Source organism: Streptomyces sp. NPDC058239 (assembly GCF_042882185.1).
Lineage (GTDB): Bacteria > Actinomycetota > Actinomycetes > Streptomycetales > Streptomycetaceae > Streptomyces.
This window is the reverse complement of the sequence record NZ_JBHVWS010000009.1, coordinates 108,822-133,577: the sequence shown is the minus strand read 5'-3', so window position 1 is coordinate 133,577 and position 24,756 is coordinate 108,822. Positions and strand designations below refer to the sequence as shown.

Genomic DNA, 24,756 nt, shown 5'->3' with positions numbered 1-24,756 from the left:
GCCCGAAGTTGTTCGGGCCGGACCTGGCACAGCCATGTCCGCCTCAGGCCGAAGCCGGCACCGGCAGGTTGTTCCCAGAGGGGCAAGCGACCGCTTAGTATGCGCTGGAGCAGTGGTAATGCCGACAGTGTTGTGGAGGCCCCTCATGCAGGCATGGCGAGTGCACCGGAACGGCGAGCCGAGCGAGGTGATGCGGCTCGAAGAGACCGACCGGCCCACAAGCGGCGCCGGGCAGGTGCTCATCGAGGTGCTCGCGGCGAACATCAACTTCCCCGACGCGCTGCTCTGCCGCGGCCAGTACCAGGTGCGGCCGCCGCTGCCGTTCACACCCGGCGTGGAGATCTGCGGCAGGACGGCGGACGGACAAAGGGTGCTCGCCACCCCCGCCCTGCCGAACGGCGGATTCGCCGAGTACGTCGTCGCGGACGAGGCGGCCCTCCTGCCCGCCCCGGACGCCCTCGACGACGCCGAGGCCGCTGCCCTGCACATCGGCTACCAGACCGGCTGGTTCGGCCTGCACCGCAGGGCGCACCTCCAGGCGGGCGAGACCCTCCTGGTCCACGCCGCGGCGGGCGGTGTCGGCAGCGCGGCCGTCCAGCTCGGCAAAGCGGCCGGAGCCACCGTCATCGGTGTCGTCGGCGGCGCCGGGAAAGCGAAGATCGCCACAGAGCTCGGCTGCGACCTGGTCATCGACCGCCACAGCGAGGACATCGTCGCCGCGGTCAAGGAAGCCACCGGCGGACGCGGCGCCGACGTGGTGTACGACCCGGTCGGTGGCGACGCGTACGCCAAGTCCGTGAAGTGCATCGCCTTCGAGGGCCGGGTGATCGTCGTAGGCTTCGCGAGCGGCGTCATCCCCACCCCGGCGCTGAACCACGCCCTCGTCAAGAACTACTCGATCCTCGGACTCCACTGGGGCCTGTACAACACCAAGGACCCGGCCGCGGTCCGCGCCTGCCACGACGAACTCACCCGGCTCGCGGCTCAGGGCCTCATCAAGCCGCTGATCAGCGAGCGGGTCGAGCTGGCCGGGGCCGCGGTCGCCGTCCAGCGGGTCGCCGACGGCATCAGCACCGGCCGGATCGTCGTCCTCCCGGCAGGAGCCGCCCGATGACAACCCCCGACGCGGCCGAGCTCCGCCGCCGCACCCAGGACCTGCTGGCCGCACACCCCCCGGCCACCACCGACCGCACCGACTTCCTCAAGGCCCGCTTCGACGCCGGACTCGCCTGGGTGCACTACCCGGCCGGCCTCGGCGGCCTCGACGCGCCGCGCTCCCTGCAGACCGTCGTCGACGCCGAACTCGCCGCCGCGGGCGCTCCCGACAACGATCCGCGCCGGATCGGCATCGGCCTCGGCATGGCGGCCCCCACCATCCTCGGCTACGGCACGGACGAGCAGAAGCAGCGCTTCCTGCGGCCGTTGTGGGTCGGCGAGGAGGTCTGGTGCCAGCTCTTCAGCGAACCGGGCGCCGGCTCCGACCTCGCCGCACTCGGCACCCGCGCCGTCCGCGACGGCGAGGACTGGGTGGTCGACGGACAGAAGGTCTGGACGTCCAGCGCCCATCTGGCCCGCTGGGCGATCCTCATCGCCCGCACCGACCCGGACCAGCCCAAGCACCGCGGCATCAGCTACTTCATCTGCGACATGACCGACCCCGGCGTCGAGGTCAGGCCGCTGCGCCAGATCACCGGCGAGGCCGAGTTCAACGAGGTCTTCCTGACCGGCGTACGCATCCCGGACAGCAGGCGCCTCGGACCGGTCGGCGAAGGCTGGAAGGTCGCCCAGACCACCCTGATGAACGAGCGGGTCTCCATCGGCGGAGCACGTATCCCGCGCGAGGGCGGCATGATCGGCCCGGTCGCCCGCACCTGGCGCGAGCGTCCCGAACTGCGCACCCACGACCTCCATCAGCGCCTGTTGACCCTCTGGGTCGAGGCCGAGGTGGCCAGGCTCACCGGCACCCGGCTGCGCCAGCAGCTCGTCGCCGGACAGCCCGGTCCCGAAGGCTCCGGCATGAAGCTCGCCTTCGCCCGCCTCAACCAGGAGATCAGCGGGCTGGAAGTCGAACTCCTCGGTCAGGAAGGCCTGTTGTACAGCGACTGGACCATGCGCCGCCCGGATCTCGTCGACTTCACCGGACGTGACGCCGGCTACCGCTACCTCCGCTCCAAGGGCAACTCCATCGAGGGCGGCACCAGCGAGGTGCTGCTCAACATCGTTGCCGAGCGCGTCCTCGGCCTGCCCGTCGAGCCGCGCAACGACAAGGACGTCGCCTGGAAGGACCTGGCCCGATGACCGCACCGACCGAAGAGACCCAGGCACCCGATCTGCTGTATTCGGAGGCCGAGGACGATCTGCGGGCAGCGGTGCGTTCGCTGCTCGCCGCCCGGTGCGACGCGCCGACGGTGCTCGCCCGCGTCGAGTCCGACACGCCGTACGACCCGCAGCTCTGGAAGGCCCTCGCCGCCGGCATCGGCACCGCAGGGCTGCTGGTGCCGGAGAAGCTGGGCGGGCAGGGTGCAGGCCACCGGGAGGCCGCGGTGGTGCTGGAGGAGCTGGGCCGCAGCGTCGCCCCCGCGCCGTATCTGACGAGTGCGGTCGTCGCCACCGAGACGCTCCTCGCGCTTGCGGCACAGGACGGACCGGTCGCCGAACTCCTCGGCGACCTCGCCACCGGACGCAGGATCGCGGTCCTCGCCGTGCCGTTCTCCGCCCCGGCGCCCGACGCCGCGCAGCCGGCCGGTGTCGTGGCCGGCGCGGTGGAGGGGATGGTGACCGGCGTCGCCGACGCGGCCGCGGCCGATGTGCTGCTGGTGCCGACGACCGACGGTCTGTACGCGGTGGAGACCGGCTCCGCCGGTGTCACCGTCGAGCCGCTCGTCCCGCTCGACCTGACCCGCCCGCTCGCCATCGTCAACCTCGCCGGAGCCGCCGGAACCCGCCTGGCCGACGGTGCGTCCGCGGTCTCCGCCGTGCGCCGAGGGCTGCTGGCGGGCGCTGGACTGCTCGCCTCCGAACAGCTCGGACTCGCCGAGTGGTGCCTGACCGAGACGGTCCGCCACACCCGCGAACGGCACCAGTTCAACCGGCCCGTCGGCTCGTTCCAGTCCCTCAAGCACCGCATGGCACAGCTCTGGCTGGAGGTCGTGTCGGCCCGCGCCGCCGCGCGAAACGCCGCGGACGCCCTCGCGACCGGCAGCCCCGACACGCCGTTGGCGGTGGCCGTCGCGCAGGCGTACTGCTCGAAGGTCGCGGTGCACGCGGCGGAGGAGTGCATCCAGCTGCACGGCGGCATCGGCATGACCTGGGAGCACCCGGCGCACCTGTACCTCAAGCGCGCCAAGGCCGACTCGATCGCGTACGGCACGGCCGGACACCATCGCGAGGCCATTGCCGAACTCGTGGAACTGCCGGCGCCGTAACCGGACGCAGGGAACGGCACGCGACACAGCGGGACTTGGGAGCGGAGGTGCGTGTTCACGCACCTCCGCTCCGTCGTTTCCCCGTCCGGCGGGGTACCGGGCATCCCTTTACCTGTTGTTTAATTGCGACTGGCTCGCAATAACAGTGGATCTTCAATAAGGGATGTGCAGAGTATGACGGCCCGATCGATACGGGGAGCGGTCGCCGCGACACTGGCGACCGTGCTGTCGTTGACCGCGGCAGCCTGTTCCCAACCGGGTGGCTCGGACGGCAGCAACTCCGGTTCGGGTGCCGGGGACCCGGCGGTGGTCGGTATCGCCTACGAGCCCGACAGCCTCAGCCCCCTCCTCGGCTACGGCAAGGACGGCAACTCCAAGATCTTCGACGGGCTGCTCGCCCTCGACGGGAACATGAAGCTGCGGCCCGCGCTCGCCACCGCCCTGCCCGAGGTGAGCGACGACGGACTGACGTACACGTACAAGCTCCGCCGCGGCGTGAAGTTCAGCGACGGGAAGCCGTTCGGCGCCAAGGACGTTGTCTTCACCTACCGCACCATCCTGGACGAGAAGACCAACAACGCGTCCCGGACCGAACTCGACGCGGTGAAGAGCGTCGAAGCGACGGGCGACGACACCGTCGTCTTCACGCTCAAGTACCCCTACGCGCCCTTCGCCCAGCGCACCGTCCTGCCCATCGCCCCCGAACACGCCGCGGGCAGGCAGGACGTCAACACCGGCGCCTTCACCACCCACCCCATCGGCACCGGACCATACGTTCTCACCAAGTGGTCCAAGGGCGAGAAGCTGAGCTTCAAGGCCAACCCCGACTACTGGGGCGGTGCACCGAAGGTGAAGAAGTTCACCATGGCGATCATCAAGGACGACGACGTACGCGCCACCCGGCTGCGCTCCGGGGAGCTCGACGGCGCGATCCTGCCCCCCAACCTGGCCAAGGGTTTCGCCCGCGACAGCGGTACGCGCACGTACGCCGCCACGACGTACGACTACCGCACCGTGACCCTGCCCACCCACAACAAGGTCGCGGGCGACACCGCGATCCGGCGCGCCCTCGATGTCGCGGTCGACCGGCAGGCCATGGTCGACTCCATACTCAACGGCGAGGGCAGGGCCGCCTACGGTCCCGTCCCCACCGACAGCGAGTGGTTCGCCAAGGGCACCGAACGCACCCACGACCTCGGCGCCGCGAAGAAGATCCTCGACGACGCGGGGTGGAAGCCCGGCAAGGACGGCATCCGCGCCAAGGACGGCGTACGCGCCGCGTTCCCGCTCTGGTACCTCACCGGCGACAAGCTCCGCCAGGACCACGCACTCGCCTACGCCTCCGACGCGAAGAAGGCCGGCATCGACATCACCACCGAGGCCGGGACCTGGGAGGTCATCGAGCCCCGCATGAAGCAGGACGCGGTCCTCGCGGGCGGCGGATCGCCCGCCGACCCCGACTTCGACCAGTACACCCTGCTGAAGTCCTCGCTCGCGGGCGACGGCTTCAACAACATGGCGTGGTACGACAACAAGGCCGTGGACCAGGCCCTCGAAGCGGGCCGCAGGAGCGGCGACGAGGCCGAGCGCAAGGCCGCCTACGACACCGTCCAGCGCGAACTGGTGAAGAACCCCGGCTACACCTTCCTCACCCACATCGACCATCTCTACGTGGTGAAGGACCGTTTCGGCGCGCTCACCACCCAGGTGGAACCGCACGACCACGGTCTGGCATCCGGCCCGTGGTGGAACGTCGAGGACTGGACGCCGCAGAAGTGAACCACCGCCTCCCCTGGGGGCCGATGGGCAGGATGGCGGGACGGCGGGCGCTGCTCGCCGTCCCCGTCCTGGCCGCCGTGACGTTCGGTGTCTTCGCCGTCGCCGCCGCCTCCCCCTTCGACCCGGTCAAGGCGTACGCGGGCACCGCCGGTCTCACCGCCTCGCAGGAGAACCTCGACCAGCTGCGGGTCAACCTCGGCGTCGACCAGCCCCTTGTGACCCGCTGGTGGAACTGGCTGACCTCCGCGCTGAGCGGCGACCTCGGCGACTCCAGCGTGATGCGCCAGCCGGTCGCCGATGTCATCGGCGAACGCCTGGGCTGGTCCGTGCTGCTCGCCGCGAGCGCCTTCGCCGTCGCCGTCGTCCTGGGTACGGGACTCGGTGTGCTGGCCGCGCGCAGGCCCGGCGGCCTGCTCGACCGGTGCGTCAGCTCCGCCGCGTACACGCTCGAAGCCGCACCGGCCTTCTGGCTCGGCCTGCTCGCCATCTGGTTCTTCGCCCTGAAACTTGATGTGCTCCCGGCCGGCGGCCTCACCGACGCGGCCAGCGACACGGTCACCTTCGGCCAGGCCGCCACCCATCTGGTGCTCCCGGCGGCCGTGCTCGGGATCTCCCAGCTGCCGTGGTTCTTCCTCTACGTACGCCAGGGCGTCGCCGACGCACTGGACGAGGACCCGGTGCGCGGCGCACGCGCCCGTGGACTGCGCGAACGCACCGTGCTGCTCGGCCACGCACTGCGCTCCGGGATGCTGCCGATGCTCACCCTCATCGGCTCCCGCGTCCCCGAACTCATCACCGGCGCCCTGCTCGTCGAGACGGTCTTCAGCTGGCCCGGCATCGCCGCTGCCACCGTGCAGGCCGCCACCTCCGTCGACTTCCCGCTGCTCGCGGCGCTCACGGTGCTCGCCACCGCGGCGGTCGTCCTCGGCAACCTTCTCTCCGATCTGCTGTACGCGATCGCCGACCCGAGGGTGGGCTTCGATGGCTGAACTCGTCCTCGCACCCGCCCGCCGCACGACCCGCCGTATCCGCGAGGTCAGCTCCGCCGGGATCGTCGCCGCGGTGCTGCTCGCGGTACTCCTCGTACCGCCGCTGGTCCAGCTCGACCAGCAGGCCGTCGACCTCGCGGCCAAACTCCGACCACCCTCCTGGGAGCACCCGTTCGGCACCGACGATGTCGGCCGTGACCTGCTGCTGCGCTGCGTCTACGGGCTCCGCGTCTCGCTGCTCGTCGGCATCGTCGCCGGGCTCACCGCCACCGTCATCGGGACCGCCGTCGGTGCGCTCGCCGCCGCGTTCGGGGGCTGGACCGACCGGATCGTCATGCGGCTCGTGGACACCTTCTCGTCCGTACCGCATCTGCTGCTCGGCATCTTCGTCGTCGCCATGTTCCGGCCCGGCGTCGGCCCCGTGATCGTGTCCGTCGCCCTCACCCACTGGCTCTCGACGGCCCGGATCGTCCGCTCCGAAGTGCTGTCGCTGCGCTCGCGCCCGTTCATCGACGCGGCGATCTCCGGCGGCGCCTCGCGCGGGCGGGTCATCGTCCGGCATCTGCTGCCCGCAGTGCTTCCGCAGGCGGGCCTCGCCGCGGTGCTCATGGTGCCGCACGCCATGTGGCACGAGTCCGCGCTCTCCTTCCTGGGGCTCGGACTCCCCACCCACCAGGCGAGCCTCGGCAATCTCGTGCAGACGGCGCGCGGTTCGCTGCTTGCCGGGGACTGGTGGCCGACGCTCTTCCCCGGCCTGTTCCTGATCATCCCGACCCTAGCTCTGGCGGGCCTCGCCGGCGCCTGGCGGGAACGGATCAACCCCCGCCGCCGATCGGAGCTGATGCTGTGAAGCCCATCCCGGACCCGCGAACCCCGCACCCGCCGACCCCGGTCCTCTCCATCCGTGGGCTCTCCGTCCGCTTCCGGATGCGCGGCGGGCGGCACATCGCGGCCGTCAGCGACGCACGCTTCGACCTCGCGGCGGGGGAATGCCTGGCCCTGGTCGGCGAGAGCGGCTGCGGCAAATCCGTACTCGCCTCAGCGCTGCTGGGGCTGCTGCCCGGCAATGCACAGACCGAGGGTTCGGCGGTGCTCGGTGACGGGACCGATCTCCTCACCGCCGATGAACGGACCCTCGCCCGCACGGTACGAGGCCGCCGCATCGGACTCGTACCGCAGAGCCCCGCAGCCCACCTCACCCCGGTCCGGACGGTGCGCGCCCAACTGGAGGAGACCCTGCGTGAGCTGACCGGCATCCGAAAGCCCGTGCTGCGTGCCGCGGCGGAGCAAGCCGCCGCGCGCGCCGCCTTCCCGGCCGGCCACCTGGACCGGTATCCGCACGAGCTCTCCGGCGGTCTCGCCCAGCGCGCCGCGACCGCGCTCGCCCTGATCGGCGACGCACCCCTCCTCCTGGCCGACGAGCCGACCACCGGACTCGACCGCGACCTGGTCGAGCGAACCGTCGACGAACTGCGCCGCCACACCGACGGGGGCAGGGCGCTGCTGATCATCACCCACGATCTGGCGGCGGCCGAGCGGATCGCCGACCGGGTCGCCGTGATGTACGCGGGCCGCATCGTCGAACTCGCCGATGCCGACCGGTTCTTCGGAGAGCAGGGACCACGCCATCCGTACGCGCGCGGCCTCCTCGACGCCCTGCCGGAGCGCGCCTTCGCCCCCATCCCGGGAATGCCGCCGGAGCTCGGAGCCCTCCCCGACGGGTGCGCGTTCGCGGCCCGCTGCAGCCGCGCCGACGACCGGTGTTCCCAACCGCCCCCGTTCGACGGCCGTCTCGCCTGCCACCACGGTGTGCGGGCAGGCGCGGAGGAGTCCGCCCATGCTTGAACTCACCCGTATAACCGCCGGATACGACCCCCGCGACCCCGTCGTCCGCGATGCATCCCTGACGATCGCGCCGGGGGAGTCCGTCGGACTGCTCGGCCCGAGCGGCTGCGGCAAATCCACCCTGGCCAAGGTCGCCGCCCTGTTGCACCGCCCCGACGCGGGCACGGTCGTACTCGACGGCCGACCGGTACGGGGCTGGCGGCACAGCGCCCCGCGGGCGCAGCGCACCGCGGTCGGTGTCGTCTTCCAACAGCCCCGGCTCTCGGCCGACCCCCGGCTCAGCCTGCGCGAACTCATCGCCCAGCCGCTGCGGGCGACCGGCCGGCGCGCGGAGGTGACGGACCGGGTGGCCGAGCTGGCACCGGCTGTCGGTCTCACGGCCGAACTGCTGAACCGGCGTCCCCACGAGGTGAGCGACGGCCAGTTGCAGCGCGCCTGTCTGGCCAGGGCGCTGGTCCTGCGGCCGCACTGGCTGATCTGTGACGAGATGACCGCGATGCTCGACGCGTCGACGACGGCCGCTCTGGTGGCGGTGGTCGAGGCCTACCGACGCGAGTCCGGGGCCGGGCTGCTGGCCGTCGGCCACGACCGGGTGCTGCTGGAACGCTGGTGCGACCGTACAGTCGGCTGGCAGGGAATCTCCGGGCGTGCCGCAGACCAGGAGTCCATGAGCCCGACCGGATGAACCCATGCCGTTCGCGCATTCGACAATGGGGGTGCTGGGGCACGCCCCGCATTCGGCGGATCCAGGTGGAGGGGAAGCATGGTTGATCAGTGGGTAAAGCTGGAACTTGATGTCAGTGCGTTCGACGCCGGCCGATTTGAGGAGTACGTGACGAGGTGTCGCGCCGACCGCATCCGGCTGACCACACTTGCCGAATTGGGAGACACCCCTGAACATCGTCGCGCCCTGTACGAGCTGAACAAGGAGTGCGCCGCCGACATCCCGGAGCGGGGCGAGTTCTACTCGTTCGACGAATACACCGAGCGTCGGCTGGAGGTCCCTTCGTATGATCCGCGCGGTGTCGTGATCGCGCTGGACGGCGAAGCCTGGATCGGCATGGCGGCGACCTCCGACCATGGGGACTTCGTCTTCAACGAGATGACCGGAGTGAAGGCCGAGTACCGAGGGCGCGGCGTGTCCATTGCCATGAAGACGTTCGGGATGGGCTTCGCCAGAATGTGCGGAGCGCGCACGGTCCGCACATTCCACCATCCGGCGAACGCAAGCGCGATCGCCATGAACCGGACGATGGGCTTCGTCGACGCCGACTGACCTGACGGGGGAGCGGCGAAGAGCCACCGCCCGGTCGGGATCGCGCCGCGCAACCACGGCACCACGGCACCGGGCATGGCCCGGCTCGCGAAAGGCGATGCGGCTGCTGGACGCCACCGCACGTACCGCATGGTGCTCAACGCCTCGTGAGGATGACGAGTTGCCGGGTCGCTCGGGTCATCGCGACATAGCGGTCGACCGCTCCTTCGATGCCCTTGCCGAACGCCTCCGGGTCGATGAGGACGACCAGGTCGAACTCGAGCCCCTTGGACAGCTCCGGGGTCAGCGACCGGACGCGGGACGTCGTCCGGAATGTGGGATCGCCGATGACGCAGGCGATCCCGTCCGCATGTGCGGCGAGCCAGGTGTCGAGGATCGAGCTCAGATCCGAAGCGGATCCGTGTACGACGGGGACGTCGCTGCTGCGGATGGAGGTCGGCACGTTGGCGTCCGGGAGCACGGCCCGGATGACCGGCTCGGCTTCCGCCATGATTTCTTCCGGCGTCCGGTAGTTGATGCTCAGGGAGGCCAGGTTGATCCGGTCGAACCCGATCCGCTCGAGCCGCTCCTGCCACGACTCCGTGAACCCGTGCCTGGCCTGGGCACGATCCCCGACGATGGTGAAGCTCCGGGACGGGCACCGGAGCAGCAGCATCTGCCACTCTGCGTCGGTCAGTTCCTGAGCCTCGTCCACGACGATGTGCGCGAACGGGCCGGCGAGCAGGTCCGGTTCGACGCTGGGCAGTGCGGTCTCGTCGACCAGGGTGTCCTGCAGGTCCCGTCCGTGCAGCATCCCCACCGCGCCTTCGCTCTCGTCGATCAGGATGTTCTGCAGCAGGCCGTCGATGACGTCGGCCCTGCGCGCGCGTTCGGCGGCGACAGCGGCGTCGTGCCGACGCTTGCGTCGCGACGCCTCCGGGTCGCCGAGCCGCTGCCGTGCCGCGTCCAGGAGCGGCAGGTCGGACACCGTCCAGGCCTGGGCGTCCCCGCGTTGCAGCTGCGACACGTCACCGGGGCTGAGCCAGGGAGCGCACTTCCGCAGGTAGGCGGGAACCGACCACAGGTCTCCGACGAGGTCGGCCGCTTCCAGCAGCGGCCACGCGCGGTCGAAGGTCGTGAGCAGCTCCCTGTTCTGCAGCAGCGACTTGCGGAGCAGCTCGGCCGGGGCGTCGCCGTCGTGCTTGTCCACCAGGATCGTGAGCAGCTCCTCCCAGATCTGGTCGCGCGCCTCGTTGTGCGGAGCACCGGGTCCTGCTGCCTCGAATGCCACGGCCCAATCGTCGGCGCTCAGCCAGATGTCGGACCACTGGGTTGTGATCGTCATCCCCGTGGTGGGCGGCTCCTCGTAGAACCTGACGGCCGCCTCGATCGCCTTCACCAGGTTCGCGGACGACTTCAGGAGGGCCACGTCCGGGTCGGACTCGATCGCTGCCGCGGCTCCCTCGGCGACGAGGTCCCGCAGGGTGCAGGTCTGCACGCCCTCCTCGCCGAGGCTGGGGAGGACGTCGGCGACGTAGGCCAGGTAGGGCCGGTGCGGACCGACGAACAGCACACCGCCCCGACGGTGACCGAGGCGGGGGTCGGAGTGGAGGAGGTAGGCGGAGCGGTGCAGAGCGACGACGGTCTTCCCCGTGCCCGGGCCGCCGTCGACGACGAGAGCGCCGCGGGACCCCGCGCGGATGATGGCGTCCTGGTCGGCCTGGATGGTGCCGAGCACGTCTCGCATCCGTGGCGACCGGTTGCTGCCCAGGCTGGCGATGAAGGCGGACTGATCGTCGAGCGCGGCGTGCCCGACAAACCCGTCCGAGGTGAACACCTCGTCCCAGTAGTCGTTGATCCGGCCGTCGGTCCAGCGATACCTGCGGCGGCTTGCCAGACCCATCGGGTTGCCGTGGGTGGCTCCGAAGAATGGCTCGGCCGCGGGAGAGCGCCAGTCGAGCAGCAGCCGACGACCCGCGCTGTCCGTCAGGCCGAATCGTCCGACGTACACGGGCTCGGGGCTGTCCGCGCCGACCATGTGTCCGAGGCACAGGTCCAGACCGAAGCGACGCAGTGCGCGCAGGCGAGCGGTCAGCCGGTGGATCTCCATGTCCCGGTCCATCGCCTGCCGGCCGATGCCGCCGGGCGCCCTGCGCTCGGCATCGAGGCGGTCGGACAGTTCGGCGATCGACTGCTCGAGGCACTCCGCGATGGCCGCGAAATGCTGCTCATCCCCGGCGATCAGCGTCGGGTCGGCCTTGGGGGAGAGGTGGTCGGGAAGGTCGAACGCGCTGGTGGTCAGGGGGTTCACGTCATCAGCTCCGATCTGGGGCCGCTTGCAACCATTGCGCGCAGCGAGGCGTTTGGACCGGCGCGACGAACCGGGCGGCCAGGACGAGCAGCGCTCCGCCTGACGTGGACCCCGTGGCCGTTGCCGGTTCAGGTCGCCAGAGTTTGCAGGTTCTCGTGTTCTGGGTCCTGGCTCGACGATCTCGCGTGGTTCACACGGACATGGACGGCCTTTCTCGGCTGATTGCGTCGAGCAGAAGCTTGGCGGCCACGCTCGCACCGTCGGTGCGGATCGTGCCGGCCACGGCGGTCGCCCGTGCGCGGGTCTCGGGGGTCAGGGCCGTACTGAGCGCGGCTGACAGGGACTCGAAGGTCGGAGTCGGACCGTCGTGTGCGGTGCCGATGCCCAGGTCGGTCACCCGGCCGGCCCAGTACGGCTGGTCCGCCGCCTGGGGTACCACGACCTGGGGCGCGCCGGCCCGGGTGGCCGTCGTCGTGGTGCCCGCACCGCCGTGGTGCACGACGGCGGCCACCCGGCCGAACAGTGCCTGCTGGTTGACCTCGCCGATGACGAAGCAGTCGTCCTGGTCGTCGATCAGGGCCAGGTCGGCCCAGCCGCGGGAGGCGAGTACGCGGCGGCCCTGCGCGCGGACCGCCTCGACAGCCACCTGGGCGATGTCTTTCGAGGCGCGCATGGGCATGCTGCCGAAGCCCACGTACACCGGTGGTTCGCCTGCTTCCAGGAACGCCACCAGCTCGTCCGGGAGTGGGCGTTCGTCCGGCAGGATCCACGCGCCGGTCTGCACGACGTGGAGGTCCGGCGTCTCCTGCCACGGGTCCAGGGCCGGGTCCGTCGCCAGCCACGGCCGGTCGCCGATGACGTAGTCGCGGACGTTGTCCACCGGGGGCAGGCCGATCGAGGCACGGTTGATGTTGAGCGCCTCACCGAACAGCGCGTTGATGCTCTGGGCGTCCAGGTCCCACAGCACCCGGTTGTCGGTCACCTCCGGCGGGAACGGCCGGCCCGGATACGCCAGCGGCGAGTGGTGCGGCGACGGCAGGGTGAGCTGCTGGAAGGTCACGGACACAGAGGGGATGCCCAGTTTCTCGGCCACCGACCGCGCGCCGGCTGCGGCCGGCATCATGCCGGTCGCCACCAGCACATCACATCCCTCGGCCGCCGCGGTGACCGCGTCGAACTGGGCGGCGATCACCTCGGCCGCGCGCTGGGGCAGGGATGACGACGGCGGCGCAGCCTTCGTCAGCGCGCGCGCCGACGGGCCGACCGGTACCAGCGGCACGCCGACACCGGCCAACCGCTGTGCGAAGTCCTCGTCCGGCGGCGCGCACACCCGCACCTCCGCGCCGAGTGCCCGCAACTGCACCGCGAGTCCCACCAGCGGTTCGACGTCCCCGCGCGACCCATACGTAGACAACAACACCCGCACTTGTGACTCTCCCGTTTCCGTAGGTTCTGGCCTCGGCCGACGATTCTGCGGCATGACCGGGGCCTTGCCGCAAGGCCCCCCATGCGCTATATGTTGAGAGTGGAAAGGAGTGGGTACTCCTCCTTTCCCTTGATCGTCCGCTGTGGACGGACAACCTCCTCGTGAAGCGGTGGCGCGCCGCGTACGGCGCTACGTCGGCTCAGAAGAATCTCCCATGGGCCGAAGGGGGCCGGACAAGGCTCCGGGATCCCGGCCGGCGCCGGACCGGCTCTGCCTTCAGGCGTCCGTTACGTCCTGCACAACGACATCGCCTGGCAACTTCTGCCGCCCGAGCCGGGGTTCGGCTCCGGGCAGACCTGCTGGCGCCGCCTGGAGCGGTGGCAGCGGGCGGGGGGTCTTCGACCGGCTGCACCGCATCCTGCTCGCCGAAATGAAAGCCGCCGGCGCGATCGACTGGCCCCGCGCGTGCGTGGACGGGTCTCACGTCCGCGCGAAAGAGGGGGTGCGGACACCGGTCCGTTGCCGGTCCACCGCCATAAAACGGGCCCAACCATCTTGAACTGCGTAGACGTGGGATCAGTCCTTCATCTCCCGCCGCGGAGAAGTGAACACCATGGCCCCAGAGGCCAACTCCCCCTCGACTACGAAGACCTGCCCGGTCTTGGACTACGCGTCCTCCTGGTCGACTTCGACCCCCAAGGGCACCTCACGAAGCAGCTCGGCCACGAACCGCTCCCGCTCGAGGGCGACAGCCTCACCAAGCACATGTCCGGAGAATCCAAGGGCCAACTCCGCGACTTCATCGTCCCGATCGAAGACCCCCGGTTCGGGGGCCGCCTCCACCTCCTGCCCGCATGCACCGACGCGTTCCTCCTGGACGTCAAGCTGTCCGGCGTACGGGCCCGGGAAGCCGCCCCCGAGAGGGCGCTGTCCGCGGTTGAGGGCGACTACGACGCGATCCTCATCGACTGCCCACCCGGCCTGGGCATGAGCACGGACGCTGCCGCCTACTACGGACGCCGCCAAGGAGAGGCCCCGGGCAGCTCCGGTGTAACTCGTCGTCGTCCAGGCCGAAGACAGCTCCGCCGACGCATATGGGGTCCTCACCTCGCAGATCGAGGACCTGCGGAACGACATGCACCTGGAACTCGACTATCTCGGCATCGTCGTGAACCACTACGACGCCCGGCGCGGCTACAACGCCACCTCGTCTCTCCAGTCGTGGATGGACATAAAGGATCCGCGGGTGGTCGGCGCCATCGGAGACCTGAAGGAGCAGAACCCAGACACGCTCACTTTCAGATCAGTGCCGTCCGGCTGTCGCCGCGAAGCGCGTCGGCCAGCGCCTGGGCCTGATCGAGGGTGATTCCAAGGGCGATCGGGACCTGGCGCGGGCTGTAGCGAGAGGAGCAGACGGGCACCGGATTGTCCTCGGCCACCGTCCAGGACGGTTCCACATGCTGGTCATCCGCGTCGGTTCCGAGCAGTTCCCGCGCGAACCGGGGGGCCACGTCATTTGGTATTCCGCAACGGGAGAGGGCCCGCGCCACGACACCCCACGCCTCCTCTGGCGTGGCCGCGTCCCCGAGCATGGGCAGCAGGAGCAGCAGGCGCTGTGCCGGATCGACGAGGCCCTCGGTGTCCGACGCGTTCTCCGGCACGCTCGCGGCGATGGCGGTCAACTCCGCCCAGGACAGGCCGGGCCCGGCCGACTCGGGGCCGCACTGCCCCAGATGCCCGAGGCGGCCCCATGCCGGGTGGCGTACGGCGAATTCGACGGTGTTCTCGTCCTCGAAGTTGGCGTAGACGGCGAAGGCCATGTGTCCGCCGCCGAAGGGCATGCGGAACACGGGCCACGGCTGCTCGGCATCGCCGAGGCGCTCCAGCATCGCCTCGAAGGCCGCCGGGGTGACGTCGTACTCATCTGCATCGGCGGAGAGGTCGCCCATCGTCACCAGCAGGTGGGCAAGCCAGAAGGCCGGTTCACGGGCCAGTTCTTCGCCCGCGACCAGCTCGGTGTCCAGGTACTCCGGGATGTCCACGGTCTCCGCGGTGTCGCTCATACCGGGAGGGTATCGGGCCGTATCGACACTCCCGGCGCCGACTTGTGGCGCCTATCCACAGTGCCGTCGGCCATCCTGGTCGTTGATCACTTAGAGCTCGCGCAGACAGGCGTGGTGGGGCACTCGGGAGCAGAGCAGGCACAGGGCCTGGTGATCACGTCGGCCTCGTCCTGGACCAGATCGCCATCGACGGCTCGATCACCAAAGCGCCCGGAGGCGGAGAAGCCGCCGGAAGCTCACCGGTCGACCGAGGCAAACAGGGCCTCAAACGCTCCGGAATGACAGACGGTTACGGAATCCCGCTGGGCCGGGTCCTGGCCGGAGCGAACTGCCATGACTCGCCACTGCTCGCCCCGACCCTGGACCTGTTGGACGACCCTGGCCCCCTGTCTGACACCACCACCGTGCGTAGCACCATCCGCCGCGCCTGGACCACTCACCGCTGGGACGACCGCCCCACCCGACGACCATGACCCCACGTCTATCTGCGCGAGCTCCTGGCGACACGGAGATGACCTAGCGGCCGAGGGCCTGTCGCACGGTCAGGTTGTGGTACTTCCGCAGCCGGTACAGCTCCCAGCACGACAACACCGTCACCGACACCGGAGCGCCGAGCAGGAACACCATCTGGGCAAGGACGGGAACCTCTGCGTTCTCGTTGTTGATCACGTCGAGGGCGGCCATCACCCACACCAGCAAGGTGGCGAGGATCGGCGGCAGCACCTCGTGGATGTCGGCGGTGCGGAACACGTGCATGAGGCAGAGCACGATCCCGTACAGGGCGAAGCCCAGCGACCACGCGCAGAGGGTGATGAGGACGACCATGCCGGGGGTCCCGATGGCGTCACGGAAGCCGGCGGTCTCCGGATCGGGCGCGACGGCGAGGGGAAACGTGGCCATGGACCCCATCAGAGCCGCCACCGCCCCGAAGGACTTCAGGGACCGACGCAGGTAGAGCCCGCGCAGCGCACCCTGCGCGCCGAACGCGAACAGGGCGATCACGAACGGGAAGGCGCACACAAGGACGAGTGTGCTGATCCAGCTCTGGTCGAACTTGTCGCCCGCGACGGTCTCGACGCCCTTGGCGGTGTCGACCGGCTTGTACGACATGACCAGCACGAGCCAGGCGGCGATGCCGAGCCCGGTCCGCCACATCTGGATCTTACGCACCGTCAGGTCCTCGACGGCGTCCGGGCGCGAGGGGCGGAAGGCCCGCTGGGCGGCGTAGAACGGGTTGTAGACGCACTTGAGGATCCGCTGCCTGCGCGTCAGCGGCGGCCGGGGCGGGCGGGGGAGCGGCGGCTGCGGGCCACCGCCGTGCGGCTGTGGCGGGTACGGGCCCCAGCTCTGCGGATGTCCCGGGTACCCCTGCGGCGGCACGGGCGCGGGCTGCGGCGGGTAGGGCCCCACGCCGGGACCGCCGGGGTACGGGTGGTGTCCGGCCCCGGGGTAGGGCTGATGGCCGGGACCTGGGCCCGGCTGTCCACCGGGGCCGGGTCCGGGTCCGCCCGTCGGACCCCAGTAACCATTGCCGTTCGTACTCATGCCGTGCACCCCCGATGTTTCGGTCTGTGCCGTGCGCGGCGCGGCTCGAACCGCCCGCTCAGTGTGCGGCGTGATCCTACCCATCGCGGAGGCCGAGAAGTGCACGTTCCGGGACCGGGCCGGGCATGGTGGGTAACGACCTGGGGCGCGACAGGGAGCGGCAACGTTCCTCTGGCAGACCTGATCGCCCTACCCTGTTCGCCGTGAACTGGGCAAAGCCCTTGGTGCTCCTCGCGGTCGCGGCGTTCTTCAGTTCGGGAGCCTCATTCAGGTCCAGGGTCGGGGCGAGCAGTGGCGAGTCATGGCGGTTCGCTCCGGCCAGGACCCGGCCCAGCGGGATTCCGTAACCGTCTGTCATTCCGGAGCGTTTGAGGCCCTGTTTGCCTCGGCCGACCGGTGAGCTTCCGACGGCTTCTCCGCCTCCGGGCGCTTTGGTGATCGAGCCGTCGATGGCGATCCGGTCCAGGACGAGGCCGACGATGCGGTCGTATGCCTCCAGGGCTATGTGCCGAAGCCGGGCGAAGAAGCCCAGCCGGATCCACTCGTCACGGCGGTTGCGGATCGTGGTGGCTGAGCAGGTGGTGTCCGCTATGGCTTGGGCAAGTAGGCCTGGCGGCCCGTGCCTGACAGATATCCGATGGGTGTTGGGCATGTTGGGCACGTAAGCAAAGCCGACCGACCTCGGTTCGACCGAACCGAGGTCTTACATCTGCGGCACCGTCGGGAGTACCGGGCCGAGTATGGAGAGGCTCGCCAGCCCTCCGGGCCTCTTCTCCGCCTATCCCCGGGCAGGACTCGACTACCAACGGGCCCGGACCCTGCAGGCTCTCGGCGACGGCCGGCAGGCGCTGAGCGCCCTGCGCGACGCGGCCCGCCGACGCACCCCGGCAGGCGCCGCCCGTATGCGCTCACCCAGGCCCGCCTCGCCGGACTGCTCCTCGACGCCGGGCACCCCGACGAGGCATGCGCGCACGTCCACCTCGCCCTCGACCACTACGCCCAACTCCACTCCGCGCGCGCCGATTCGGCCGTCTCGCACCTCACCGACCGGCTGTGCGTCTCCCCGTCAGCGGCAGGCGGAGGCGGCGCTGCAGCGGGCACGCCAGCTGAAGCGGGCCCGGAGCGCGCTGGTAGTACCCACGCCCCGGGCAGCCCCCGCCGATACCCGCCAGGCGGACGCGCTGCCCGTACGGGCTACCGCATCGTGCCCCGTGCATCCCTTACCCGCGACCGCTGCACCAGGTAGGTAGGGAGAGCACAGCGAAACTGCCAGCCCTACGAGCGGAAGTCCATGCACGCGCAAGAGCTGAAAAAGAACGAAAAGCAGCCGCAGCGCCCCGCCCAGAGTGCGGTCGCGCGGCCGGGGGAGGCCCCGAGCAGTCGGGTGCCCGATGCGCTTCTCGAGCTGCAGCGCACCATCGGCAACGCGGCCGTCGTCCGTATGCTCCAGCGGGACCGGCACCAGCACGGCGCGGGCTGCGGCCACCAACAGCCCACGGCGGAGCCGGTGCAGCGCTCTGCCGTGCACGACGTGCTGCGCGCGCCGGGCAAGCCGCTGGACGAACCGCTGCGCCAGGAAATGGAATCCCGCCTCGGCGCCGACTTCTCCGACGTCCGCCTGCACACCGGCTCCGCGGCCCGCGACTCCGCCGCCGAGGTGGGTGCCCGTGCCTACACCTCCGGCAGCCATGTCGTCATCGGCGACGGCGGCGGCGACAAGCACACCCTCGCCCATGAGCTGACGCACGTCATCCAGCAGCGCCAGGGTCCGGTGGCCGGTACGGACAACGGGTCGGGACTGAGCGTCTCCGACCCCAGCGACCGCTTCGAGCGCGAGGCCGAGGCCAACGCGGTCCGGGTGATGAGGCGGACGCCCGCCCAGAGCACCCAGAGCGACCAGGGCCCCCGAGGTGCCCCTGTACAGCGGAAAGCCGACGCCATGGCCCGGGGCACGGCGCGCGGCACCGACGCGACGGTCCTCCAGCGCTTTTCCCAGGTCACCACCGTGGAGTTGGGGGCCGCACGGGTCTCGGAGAACGGCCTCTATCTCATGACCGTCACTCCCGGGGCGGACACCACCGTTATCTGGGTTGCGGAGGGCGCCCCAGCGCCCCGGTACTGCACGCCGACCGGGCAGAGCGGGGACATCGGGGGGCGCACGTACGCGGAGTACGAGCCGTCGACGACCTTCCTCGCGGACTGTGCCCACACCGCCGAGGAGATCATGCACCAGCAGCGGCTGGCCCTGGGGCAGGACGCCAGCGAATTCGCCTTGGGCGGCAACCAGTTCGGCATGGGCGAAAGGGAAAACGCGGAGGGCGCCCTGGCCTACGCGAATGCCAGGCCCGGCGGCCCGCACGCGAACGGCGAGGAGCGGCCGAACCCCGGCCAGGCGTTCGCCATCGTGGAGACCGCGTGGGACGAGGATTACGAGCTGCCCGCCAACACCAGCGGGTGGCCCTACCACGTGGCGGCCGTGGTCGCCGTGGACGGCGATGACCGCATCACCGTGGAGCAGGCCGCGGACGGCACCGACGCAAAGGCCCGCCAGGGGCACGAGGGCATCGTCGACATGTATACGGCGGGCACGGACCCGACCAACGGGCAGGCGCTGCCGCACAGTTTCCACGGGCGAAACACCGGCGCTCCGGTGCAGCACTTCTCGGTCGGCGCGATCACCGTCATCCTCCAGCCGATCAACGTGGGCGGTCTCAGAAAGGAGACCGGCCGCCGGAAGCTCATGTGACCCGACCCGACCCGACCTGCCCGCCCCGACCCGACCTGCCCGCCCTGACCCTGAACGCCCGCCCGTAGCCGTCCCGCACGGGCGCGGCTACGGCCTGTCGAGTCCGGCCAGCAGTGCGGCCCGTTCGTGGTCGTACATCGGGGTCGACGGTGTAGTCCTCGCTGCGGCGGACGCGGAGGGCTGGCGTTCCCGAGCCGCCGAAGCGTCGTCACCACCGCGCTCGCCACCGTCGCCGCAGGCGCAGTGCTGTCCCTGCAGATGTCCGTCGCGTCCGAGTCGTCCGCCGCGCCCTCGGCCGCAGACCGCCACCGTCCGCGCCCGCTGCGCCGGGCCCACGCGCACAACGACTACCTGCACACGCACCCCCTCCACGACGCGCTCGCCCACGGCTTCACCAGCGTCGAGGCAGACATCTTCCTTGTGGACGGGGAACTGCTGGTCGCCCACGAGGCCACCGACCTCGACCCCACCCGAACCCTTGCTTCGCTCTACCCCGACCCGCTGCCGGCCAGGGTCCGGGCCAACCACGGTACGGTCCACCCCGGCTACCGCGTACCCCTACAGCTACTGATCGACATCAAGACCGACGGGGCCGCCGCCTACCTCGAACTTGACCGGCAGCTCGGGCGATACCGGCAGATGCTGACGGCGTACCACCACGGCCGGGTGCGGCCCGGCGCGATCACACCCGTCATCTCCGGCGACCGCGCCGCTCGCGTTCCGATGGAGGCGCAGCGCACGCGGTACGCGTTTTACGACGGCCGGCCGGACGACCTCGGAACCGCGGCCACCGCCTCGTTCATCCCGCTCATCAGCAGCAACTGGAGCGACAACTTCAGCTGGCTGGGCGCGGGCCCCTTCCCCGTGGCCGAACGGGACAAACTGCGCTCGCTCGTCGCCACGGCCCACCGAAGCGGCCGACGCGTCCGTTTCTGGGCCACGCCCGACGTCGCGGGACCGGAGCGGGACGCCGTATGGACCGAACTGCTGGCCGCCGGGGTCGACCACCTCAACACCGACGACCTGGCAGGGCTCGAACACTTCCTGCGTACACATGACAGGGACGCCAGGACCGGGGCCGCCGCTCGCCTCGACGGCTGACCGGACACGGGCGCACCGTCCGGACCGTGACAGCCAGTCAACACCCATATGGCGGACATGCCAGTCCGCCGGATGGCCTCTCCGCTACGCCACACTGGCGGCCGAATGCCGCATTCCGGCGCGGCGGAGGAGGTTGGCCATGGCCATTTCGATCTCACTGGTGCTGCTTCTGCTGATCCTTGCGGTGATCTACCTCCGCAACGGGGGGCTGAAGATCTCGCATGCGCTGGTCTGCGCCATGCTCGGGTTCTTCCTCGCGGGTACGAGCATGGCGCCGACCATTCAGAACGGCCTGACGGCCACGGCCGACGTCGTCAGCAGCCTCAAGCCCTGACTCCGCAGCCCGTTCGATGACCGAGGCCCCGGGGGGCGCGGTCACGCGGACTGCCCGGAGGCCGGGTGTGGATTTCCGTGCCCGCGGGAATCGATCGGAGGCGATCCGGAACAGGGCGGACAAGGGTCGGTCTCACGAACAGAAGATGATCGTCCTGAACGGTCGGCAGCATGATGCCGTCATCCGGGGACGGCCGGTATGTGCGGACGAAGAGATCCGAGGTGACACCGACGGACCGGCGGGCGGGCCCGAAGAGGGCCCGACGCCAGGAATCCAGTACCTCGCCAAGGGGCTGTCTCGTCACCACCGACACCACGTGTACGCAATGCCGAAGGCCCGAGCACCGCTTCGTTCCCTCGGCCGCCGGCCGGCCGCAACTTCGGGCCACTTCAGGGGCCACGGCTGCCGAGATCCGACGGGCGATGCTCACCGCCGCGATCGTGGACGACGCAACGGCCGGCGGTCCGGTCCCGTACCCGGCCGACCCGGCCGGGTACGGGACGCGATGCACCGTGTTGCGATGCCGTGAAGCAGGCATGAAACACCGCGCACTTCCATGGACACCTCAAGACGGTCGCTCTACCGTCGGGCGGCGGTGCGACCCCCGTATCCGACCGAGGAGTCCGATGTTTACGTCGTCCCGAAGAGCGCGTGCCCGCGTACTGGCCCTGGTACTCACCCTCTGCGGCACCGCACTCCTGACGCCGGGCGCCGCGGCCTCGGCGGGCGAGATCCCCAAGGCGCCAGGACACCGCCTGGTCAGCGACTACGAGGGGGTGCCCGCCACGGCTTCGCCCGTACCCGGACAGGCACCGCCGCAGCACCCCTTCCTCGCCCCCAACGGACGCAGCACCATGCACGCCGATGCGGCGGGCAGCGCCACCTATCCGTACTCCGGGCCTCTCGGACGCAGCCCCGCAGTCCGCAGCGAACAGATCGCCCTGGTCGGCGGGGAGTGCGCCACCGCCACCTTCGACTCGGCGGGCCGGCTGATCACCGTGTGCGGCACGTTCACCGGGTTCCTGCTCAAGCTCCTCGATCCCCGCACCCTCGACACGCTGGCCGAGTACAAGCTCCCGCAGCGCTCCTCGACCGTCGAGGCCATCACCCGCCTCGACTTCTCGAAGATCTTCAAGGACACCTCGGGCGGCGCCTACTTCTACCTCGACAACCAGGACCGGGTGGTTCTCGCCGACTCCCGGCAGCACATCCTGCGGATCGCCCATGAACAGGCGGCGGACAGCAGTTGGCGCTTCGTCGTCGACAACGACTGGGACCTCACCGGCCAGGTGCCGCACGACTGCGTCAGCTGGACCAACCTCTTCCCCAGCGGCATCTGCGACCCCGTCACCTCCGTGATGCCCGACTGGCAGGGCCGCATCTGGTGGGTGACCCGGCTCGGCAGGGTAGGCACGGTCGAGCCCCGGACCTCCGCCATCCGCTCCGTGCAACTCACCGGGGAGGAGATCCAGAACTCCTTCTCCGTCGCTGAGGACGGCATCTCGATCGTCTCCGACCACGCCCTGTACAGCTTCGTGGCATCGGCGGACGGAACCCCGCAGGTGCAGTGGCGCCAGACGTACGACCGGGGAACCGGCACCAAACCAGGTTCGGTCAACCAGGGCTCCGGCACCACGCCGGACCTCTTCGGCGAACCCGAGGACTATGTCGCGATCACCGACAACGCCGACGACCGGATGAACGTCCTGGTCTACCGTCGCGCCGCCGACGTCCCCGTGGACCGGCGGCTCGTCTGCAAGGTCCCGGTCTTCGGCTCCGGCGCCTCGACCACCGACAACTCCATGATCAGTCGGGGCAACAGCCTCGTAGTCGAGAACAACTACGGCTACGAGAACCTGACGTCTCTTCTCCTCGGGAAGAGCGTCGTGGGCGGCGTCACCCGGATCGATGTACGGGCCGACGGCAGCGGCTGCGACACCGTGTGGCAGAGCGCCGTCCGATCACCCTCGACCGTGCCCAAACTCTCTGCCGCCAACGGCCTGTTGTACTTCTACGAGAAGGAGCCCAACAGCCTCGGCATCGACGCCTGGTACCTCACCGCTGTGGACTTCCGCACCGGCGAACGCCGTTGGAAGAAGCTCACCGGCACCGGCCCCTCGTACGACAACAACTGGGCGCCGATCACGATCGGTCCCGACGGTACGGCGTACGTGGGTGTGTTCAACGGCATCGTGGCGGTCCGGGACACGGAGTAACCGTGGCCGGTGCCCTGCGGCTCACCGGGTGGCGCGTACCTGCGGGGAGCGCAGCCATTCGGTGAGCAGGCGATTGACGTCGGCGGCGCGCTCCTGCTGGATCCAGTGCCCGCACCCCGGCAGGACGTGGGAGGAGACCAGGCCGGGAAGGGTCTTGGGGAAGCTCTCGATGGCGTCGGCCATCCAGGTGGTCGACGCGTCGAGCTCTCCGCCGATGAACAGCGAGGGCTGGGTGATCGGCGCACCGTCCCAGGCGGTGAGGTCTTCCCAGTCCCGGTCGGCATTGCGGTACCTGTTGAGTGCCCCCGTCAGCCCGGTCCGCTCGAACTCCGCCGCGTAGAAATCGAGATCGGCCTCGCTCAGCCAGGAAGGGAGGGTATCGGCGGCGAACCGGTCGCGGAGCTGTGCCCCCGGCGGGACGAAGAAGAGACTGTCCTCACCGTCCGACGGCATCGTGTCGGCGGAGAGTCCGGCGTAGAACCCGGCCAGCCAGCCGCGCACATCGGGCTCGATCTCCGCCTCGGCCCGTCCCGGGGACTGGAAGTAACTGACGTAGAACTCCTCGGCACCTCCGATGCGGCTGAAGACATCGCTCGGCCGGTGACCGTTCCGCGGCGCGTACGGGACGCTGAGCTGTGCCACGGAGGTGAAGACATCGGGCATGAGCAGCGCGCTGCCGGCGGCGATGGTCGAACCCCAGTCGTGGCCCACGATCGCCGCTGTCCGTTCACCGAGCGCTTGCACGACACCGGCGTTGTCCGCGACATGGGCCGGCATCCGGTACGACTCCACATCGACGGGCTTCGACGAGCGTCCGTAGCCGCGTACATCGATGGCAACCGCGCGAAATCCTGCTGCGGCAAGGGCCGGAAGCTGGTGTCGCCACGAGTACCACGACTCGGGGAAGCCGTGGACCAGCAGGACCAACGGTCCGGTTCCCTGTTCGACCAGGTGGATACGGCCTCCGGGCACCTCCACCAGCCGGTGGACGGCGTCCGGCAGCGGAGCGGAGGGAATGTCGGTGGGCGCCATGTGCTTCTCCTCGCGGATGTGACCAGCTCTCGTGCGGTGGCCGTCGACACGGGATCACCCGGCCGGGAGCGCCTCGCCCGTCGGTGCCACCTGTGCCACGATCATTCGGCCACCGCCGTCTCGCCCACAAGAATTCTTGCCGTTACGGCAAACCCGCGGTATGCGGTGCCGACTCAGGGGTCGATGAGCCGGGACCGGATCAGGAACCGCACCCCCTGCGGAGCCTCCAGAGAGAAACCACTGCCCCGACCCTCCACCACATCGACGATCAGGCGGGTGTGCGCCCACAGCTCGAACTGACTCTTCGACATCCAGAACGGGACATTCTCCGCCACCCCGTCGACATCGAGAGAGGCCAGCAGCACGTCGGAGCCGCCGGTACGGAATTCCCCGTACTGGTAACACATGGGCGCACTGCCGTCGCAGCAGCCGCCCGACTGGTGGAACATCAACGGGCCGTGGGCCTCCCGCAGTCGACGCACCAGATCGGCGGCGGCGGGGGTGAGCTCCACGAGCGGCGCGTTCTGCGGACTTGTCCGGGATGCCTTGAACGGCGGTTCATCGGAACGCAGTTGGCCGGGGGACGGATTCTTCGTCTCATCTCGGTTCATGCATCAGCCCTTGTCGCATCGGATGGCGCACCGGTCGGCTGGGACGATATGGACGAACGCTACCAGTCCGGCTCCGCT

Annotated in this window: 19 protein-coding genes and 4 pseudogenes; 16 read left to right on the top strand and 7 right to left on the bottom strand. The window is 70.1% G+C overall.

Going from position 1 to position 24,756, the window contains the following annotated elements; translation table 11 throughout:
* The first annotated feature begins 145 nt into the window (after window positions 1-145).
* The 9 genes from ACFVYE_RS13735 to ACFVYE_RS13695 all read left to right on the top strand — a co-directional run bounded on the left by ACFVYE_RS13735 (window position 146) and on the right by ACFVYE_RS13695 (window position 9,314).
* Window positions 146-1,114, top strand: coding sequence for an NADPH:quinone oxidoreductase family protein (locus tag ACFVYE_RS13735; protein WP_383979489.1), 969 nt, complete (start codon window positions 146-148; stop codon window positions 1,112-1,114).
* Complete coding sequence (locus tag ACFVYE_RS13730) at window positions 1,111-2,298, top strand: acyl-CoA dehydrogenase family protein (protein WP_389605577.1); 1,188 nt, start codon at window positions 1,111-1,113, stop codon at window positions 2,296-2,298. Before ACFVYE_RS13735 ends, ACFVYE_RS13730 begins: the two co-directional genes overlap by 4 nt.
* On the top strand, window positions 2,295-3,425 hold the full coding sequence (locus ACFVYE_RS13725; protein ID WP_389605575.1) for an acyl-CoA dehydrogenase family protein: 1,131 nt from the start codon (window positions 2,295-2,297) through the stop codon (window positions 3,423-3,425). Before ACFVYE_RS13730 ends, ACFVYE_RS13725 begins: the two co-directional genes overlap by 4 nt.
* 174 nt (window positions 3,426-3,599) lie before the next feature.
* Window positions 3,600-5,204, top strand: a complete 1,605-nt coding sequence (locus ACFVYE_RS13720; RefSeq protein WP_389605573.1) for an ABC transporter substrate-binding protein — start codon at window positions 3,600-3,602, stop codon at window positions 5,202-5,204.
* A 23-nt stretch (window positions 5,205-5,227) separates the two neighbouring features.
* Complete coding sequence (locus ACFVYE_RS13715; protein ID WP_383976381.1) at window positions 5,228-6,193, top strand: ABC transporter permease; 966 nt, start codon at window positions 5,228-5,230, stop codon at window positions 6,191-6,193.
* The gene (locus ACFVYE_RS13710) at window positions 6,186-7,043 is read left to right on the top strand and encodes an ABC transporter permease (protein WP_383976372.1); all 858 of its coding nucleotides are present in this window, start codon (window positions 6,186-6,188) and stop codon (window positions 7,041-7,043) included. Before ACFVYE_RS13715 ends, ACFVYE_RS13710 begins: the two co-directional genes overlap by 8 nt.
* Window positions 7,044-7,120: 77 nt before the next feature.
* Entirely contained in the window at window positions 7,121-8,038 is a 918-nt protein-coding gene (locus ACFVYE_RS13705; protein WP_383976382.1) for an ABC transporter ATP-binding protein, read from the top strand.
* Complete coding sequence (locus ACFVYE_RS13700) at window positions 8,031-8,723, top strand: ABC transporter ATP-binding protein (RefSeq protein WP_389605571.1); 693 nt, start codon at window positions 8,031-8,033, stop codon at window positions 8,721-8,723. The genes ACFVYE_RS13705 and ACFVYE_RS13700 overlap by 8 nt, the downstream gene beginning before the upstream one ends.
* Before the next feature lie 78 nt (window positions 8,724-8,801).
* A complete protein-coding gene (locus ACFVYE_RS13695; protein ID WP_383976376.1) occupies window positions 8,802-9,314 on the top strand; it encodes a GNAT family N-acetyltransferase in 513 nt (170 codons plus the stop codon).
* Between the two features lie 136 nt (window positions 9,315-9,450).
* Here ACFVYE_RS13695 and helR read toward each other — a convergent pair whose 3' ends face one another.
* Window positions 9,451-11,604, bottom strand: a complete 2,154-nt coding sequence (helR, locus tag ACFVYE_RS13690) for an RNA polymerase recycling motor ATPase HelR (RefSeq protein ID WP_389605568.1) — start codon at window positions 11,602-11,604, stop codon at window positions 9,451-9,453.
* Window positions 11,605-11,794: 190 nt separating this feature from the next.
* Window positions 11,795-13,024, bottom strand: coding sequence for a glycosyltransferase (locus ACFVYE_RS13685; protein ID WP_389605660.1), 1,230 nt, complete (start codon window positions 13,022-13,024; stop codon window positions 11,795-11,797).
* A 213-nt stretch (window positions 13,025-13,237) separates the two neighbouring features.
* On the opposite strand from ACFVYE_RS13685, the pseudogene ACFVYE_RS13680 reads away from it, so the two are divergent.
* Window positions 13,238-13,411: pseudogene (locus ACFVYE_RS13680) on the top strand (transposase); the annotation flags it as partial.
* A 252-nt stretch (window positions 13,412-13,663) separates the two neighbouring features.
* A pseudogene (locus ACFVYE_RS13675) lies at window positions 13,664-14,309 on the top strand (ParA family protein); the annotation flags it as partial.
* A 19-nt stretch (window positions 14,310-14,328) separates the two neighbouring features.
* Here ACFVYE_RS13675 and ACFVYE_RS13670 read toward each other — a convergent pair.
* Complete coding sequence (locus ACFVYE_RS13670; protein WP_383976380.1) at window positions 14,329-15,093, bottom strand: hypothetical protein; 765 nt, start codon at window positions 15,091-15,093, stop codon at window positions 14,329-14,331.
* A gap of 158 nt (window positions 15,094-15,251) precedes the next feature.
* Here ACFVYE_RS13670 and ACFVYE_RS13665 point away from each other — a divergent pair.
* Window positions 15,252-15,566, top strand: a pseudogene (locus ACFVYE_RS13665) (transposase); the annotation flags it as partial.
* A gap of 43 nt (window positions 15,567-15,609) precedes the next feature.
* Here the strand turns inward: ACFVYE_RS13665 and ACFVYE_RS13660 are convergent.
* Complete coding sequence (locus ACFVYE_RS13660) at window positions 15,610-16,638, bottom strand: hypothetical protein (RefSeq protein ID WP_383978762.1); 1,029 nt, start codon at window positions 16,636-16,638, stop codon at window positions 15,610-15,612.
* A gap of 271 nt (window positions 16,639-16,909) precedes the next feature.
* A pseudogene (locus ACFVYE_RS13655) lies at window positions 16,910-17,233 on the bottom strand (IS5/IS1182 family transposase); the annotation flags it as partial.
* Window positions 17,234-17,929: 696 nt separating this feature from the next.
* Between ACFVYE_RS13655 and ACFVYE_RS13650 the strand changes: the two are divergent.
* The 4 genes from ACFVYE_RS13650 (at window position 17,930) to ACFVYE_RS13635 (ending at window position 23,035) form a co-directional block, all read left to right on the top strand.
* On the top strand, window positions 17,930-19,384 hold the full coding sequence (locus ACFVYE_RS13650; RefSeq protein ID WP_383978759.1) for a DUF4157 domain-containing protein: 1,455 nt from the start codon (window positions 17,930-17,932) through the stop codon (window positions 19,382-19,384).
* A 258-nt stretch (window positions 19,385-19,642) separates the two neighbouring features.
* The gene (locus ACFVYE_RS13645) at window positions 19,643-20,485 is read left to right on the top strand and encodes a phosphatidylinositol-specific phospholipase C/glycerophosphodiester phosphodiesterase family protein (RefSeq protein ID WP_389605565.1); all 843 of its coding nucleotides are present in this window, start codon (window positions 19,643-19,645) and stop codon (window positions 20,483-20,485) included.
* A 139-nt stretch (window positions 20,486-20,624) separates the two neighbouring features.
* Window positions 20,625-20,819 carry a hypothetical protein gene (locus tag ACFVYE_RS13640; protein ID WP_093897859.1) on the top strand — a complete coding sequence of 65 codons (195 nt, stop codon included), beginning with the start codon at window positions 20,625-20,627 and terminating at the stop codon, window positions 20,817-20,819.
* Window positions 20,820-21,445: 626 nt separating this feature from the next.
* Window positions 21,446-23,035 carry a hypothetical protein gene (locus ACFVYE_RS13635; RefSeq protein ID WP_389605563.1) on the top strand — a complete coding sequence of 530 codons (1,590 nt, stop codon included), beginning with the start codon at window positions 21,446-21,448 and terminating at the stop codon, window positions 23,033-23,035.
* A 21-nt stretch (window positions 23,036-23,056) separates the two neighbouring features.
* Here ACFVYE_RS13635 and ACFVYE_RS13630 read toward each other — a convergent pair whose 3' ends face one another.
* Together ACFVYE_RS13630 and ACFVYE_RS13625 are read right to left on the bottom strand one after the other, a co-directional pair.
* A complete protein-coding gene (locus ACFVYE_RS13630) occupies window positions 23,057-24,067 on the bottom strand; it encodes an alpha/beta fold hydrolase (protein ID WP_389605561.1) in 1,011 nt (336 codons plus the stop codon).
* Window positions 24,068-24,240: 173 nt separating this feature from the next.
* On the bottom strand, window positions 24,241-24,579 hold the full coding sequence (locus ACFVYE_RS13625) for a DUF779 domain-containing protein (RefSeq protein ID WP_383964106.1): 339 nt from the start codon (window positions 24,577-24,579) through the stop codon (window positions 24,241-24,243).
* Between the last annotated feature and the right edge of the window lie 177 nt (window positions 24,580-24,756).

What these genes read in the sequence shown, in the direction of transcription:
- ACFVYE_RS13735 (WP_383979489.1), top strand. Translation starts at nt 146, where the DNA reads ATGCAGGCATGGCGAGTGCACCGGAACGGCGAGCCGAGCGAGGTGATG.
- ACFVYE_RS13730 (WP_389605577.1), top strand. Translation starts at nt 1,111, where the DNA reads ATGACAACCCCCGACGCGGCCGAGCTCCGCCGCCGCACCCAGGACCTG.
- ACFVYE_RS13725 (WP_389605575.1), top strand. Translation starts at nt 2,295, where the DNA reads ATGACCGCACCGACCGAAGAGACCCAGGCACCCGATCTGCTGTATTCG.
- ACFVYE_RS13720 (WP_389605573.1), top strand. Translation starts at nt 3,600, where the DNA reads ATGACGGCCCGATCGATACGGGGAGCGGTCGCCGCGACACTGGCGACC.
- ACFVYE_RS13715 (WP_383976381.1), top strand. Translation starts at nt 5,228, where the DNA reads ATGGGCAGGATGGCGGGACGGCGGGCGCTGCTCGCCGTCCCCGTCCTG.
- ACFVYE_RS13710 (WP_383976372.1), top strand. Translation starts at nt 6,186, where the DNA reads ATGGCTGAACTCGTCCTCGCACCCGCCCGCCGCACGACCCGCCGTATC.
- ACFVYE_RS13705 (WP_383976382.1), top strand. Translation starts at nt 7,121, where the DNA reads ATGCGCGGCGGGCGGCACATCGCGGCCGTCAGCGACGCACGCTTCGAC.
- ACFVYE_RS13700 (WP_389605571.1), top strand. Translation starts at nt 8,031, where the DNA reads ATGCTTGAACTCACCCGTATAACCGCCGGATACGACCCCCGCGACCCC.
- ACFVYE_RS13695 (WP_383976376.1), top strand. Translation starts at nt 8,802, where the DNA reads ATGGTTGATCAGTGGGTAAAGCTGGAACTTGATGTCAGTGCGTTCGAC.
- ACFVYE_RS13670 (WP_383976380.1), bottom strand. Translation starts at nt 15,093, where the DNA reads ATGAGCGACACCGCGGAGACCGTGGACATCCCGGAGTACCTGGACACC.
- ACFVYE_RS13660 (WP_383978762.1), bottom strand. Translation starts at nt 16,638, where the DNA reads ATGAGTACGAACGGCAATGGTTACTGGGGTCCGACGGGCGGACCCGGA.
- ACFVYE_RS13650 (WP_383978759.1), top strand. Translation starts at nt 17,930, where the DNA reads ATGCACGCGCAAGAGCTGAAAAAGAACGAAAAGCAGCCGCAGCGCCCC.
- ACFVYE_RS13645 (WP_389605565.1), top strand. Translation starts at nt 19,643, where the DNA reads ATGTCCGTCGCGTCCGAGTCGTCCGCCGCGCCCTCGGCCGCAGACCGC.
- ACFVYE_RS13640 (WP_093897859.1), top strand. Translation starts at nt 20,625, where the DNA reads ATGGCCATTTCGATCTCACTGGTGCTGCTTCTGCTGATCCTTGCGGTG.
- ACFVYE_RS13635 (WP_389605563.1), top strand. Translation starts at nt 21,446, where the DNA reads ATGTTTACGTCGTCCCGAAGAGCGCGTGCCCGCGTACTGGCCCTGGTA.
- ACFVYE_RS13630 (WP_389605561.1), bottom strand. Translation starts at nt 24,067, where the DNA reads ATGGCGCCCACCGACATTCCCTCCGCTCCGCTGCCGGACGCCGTCCAC.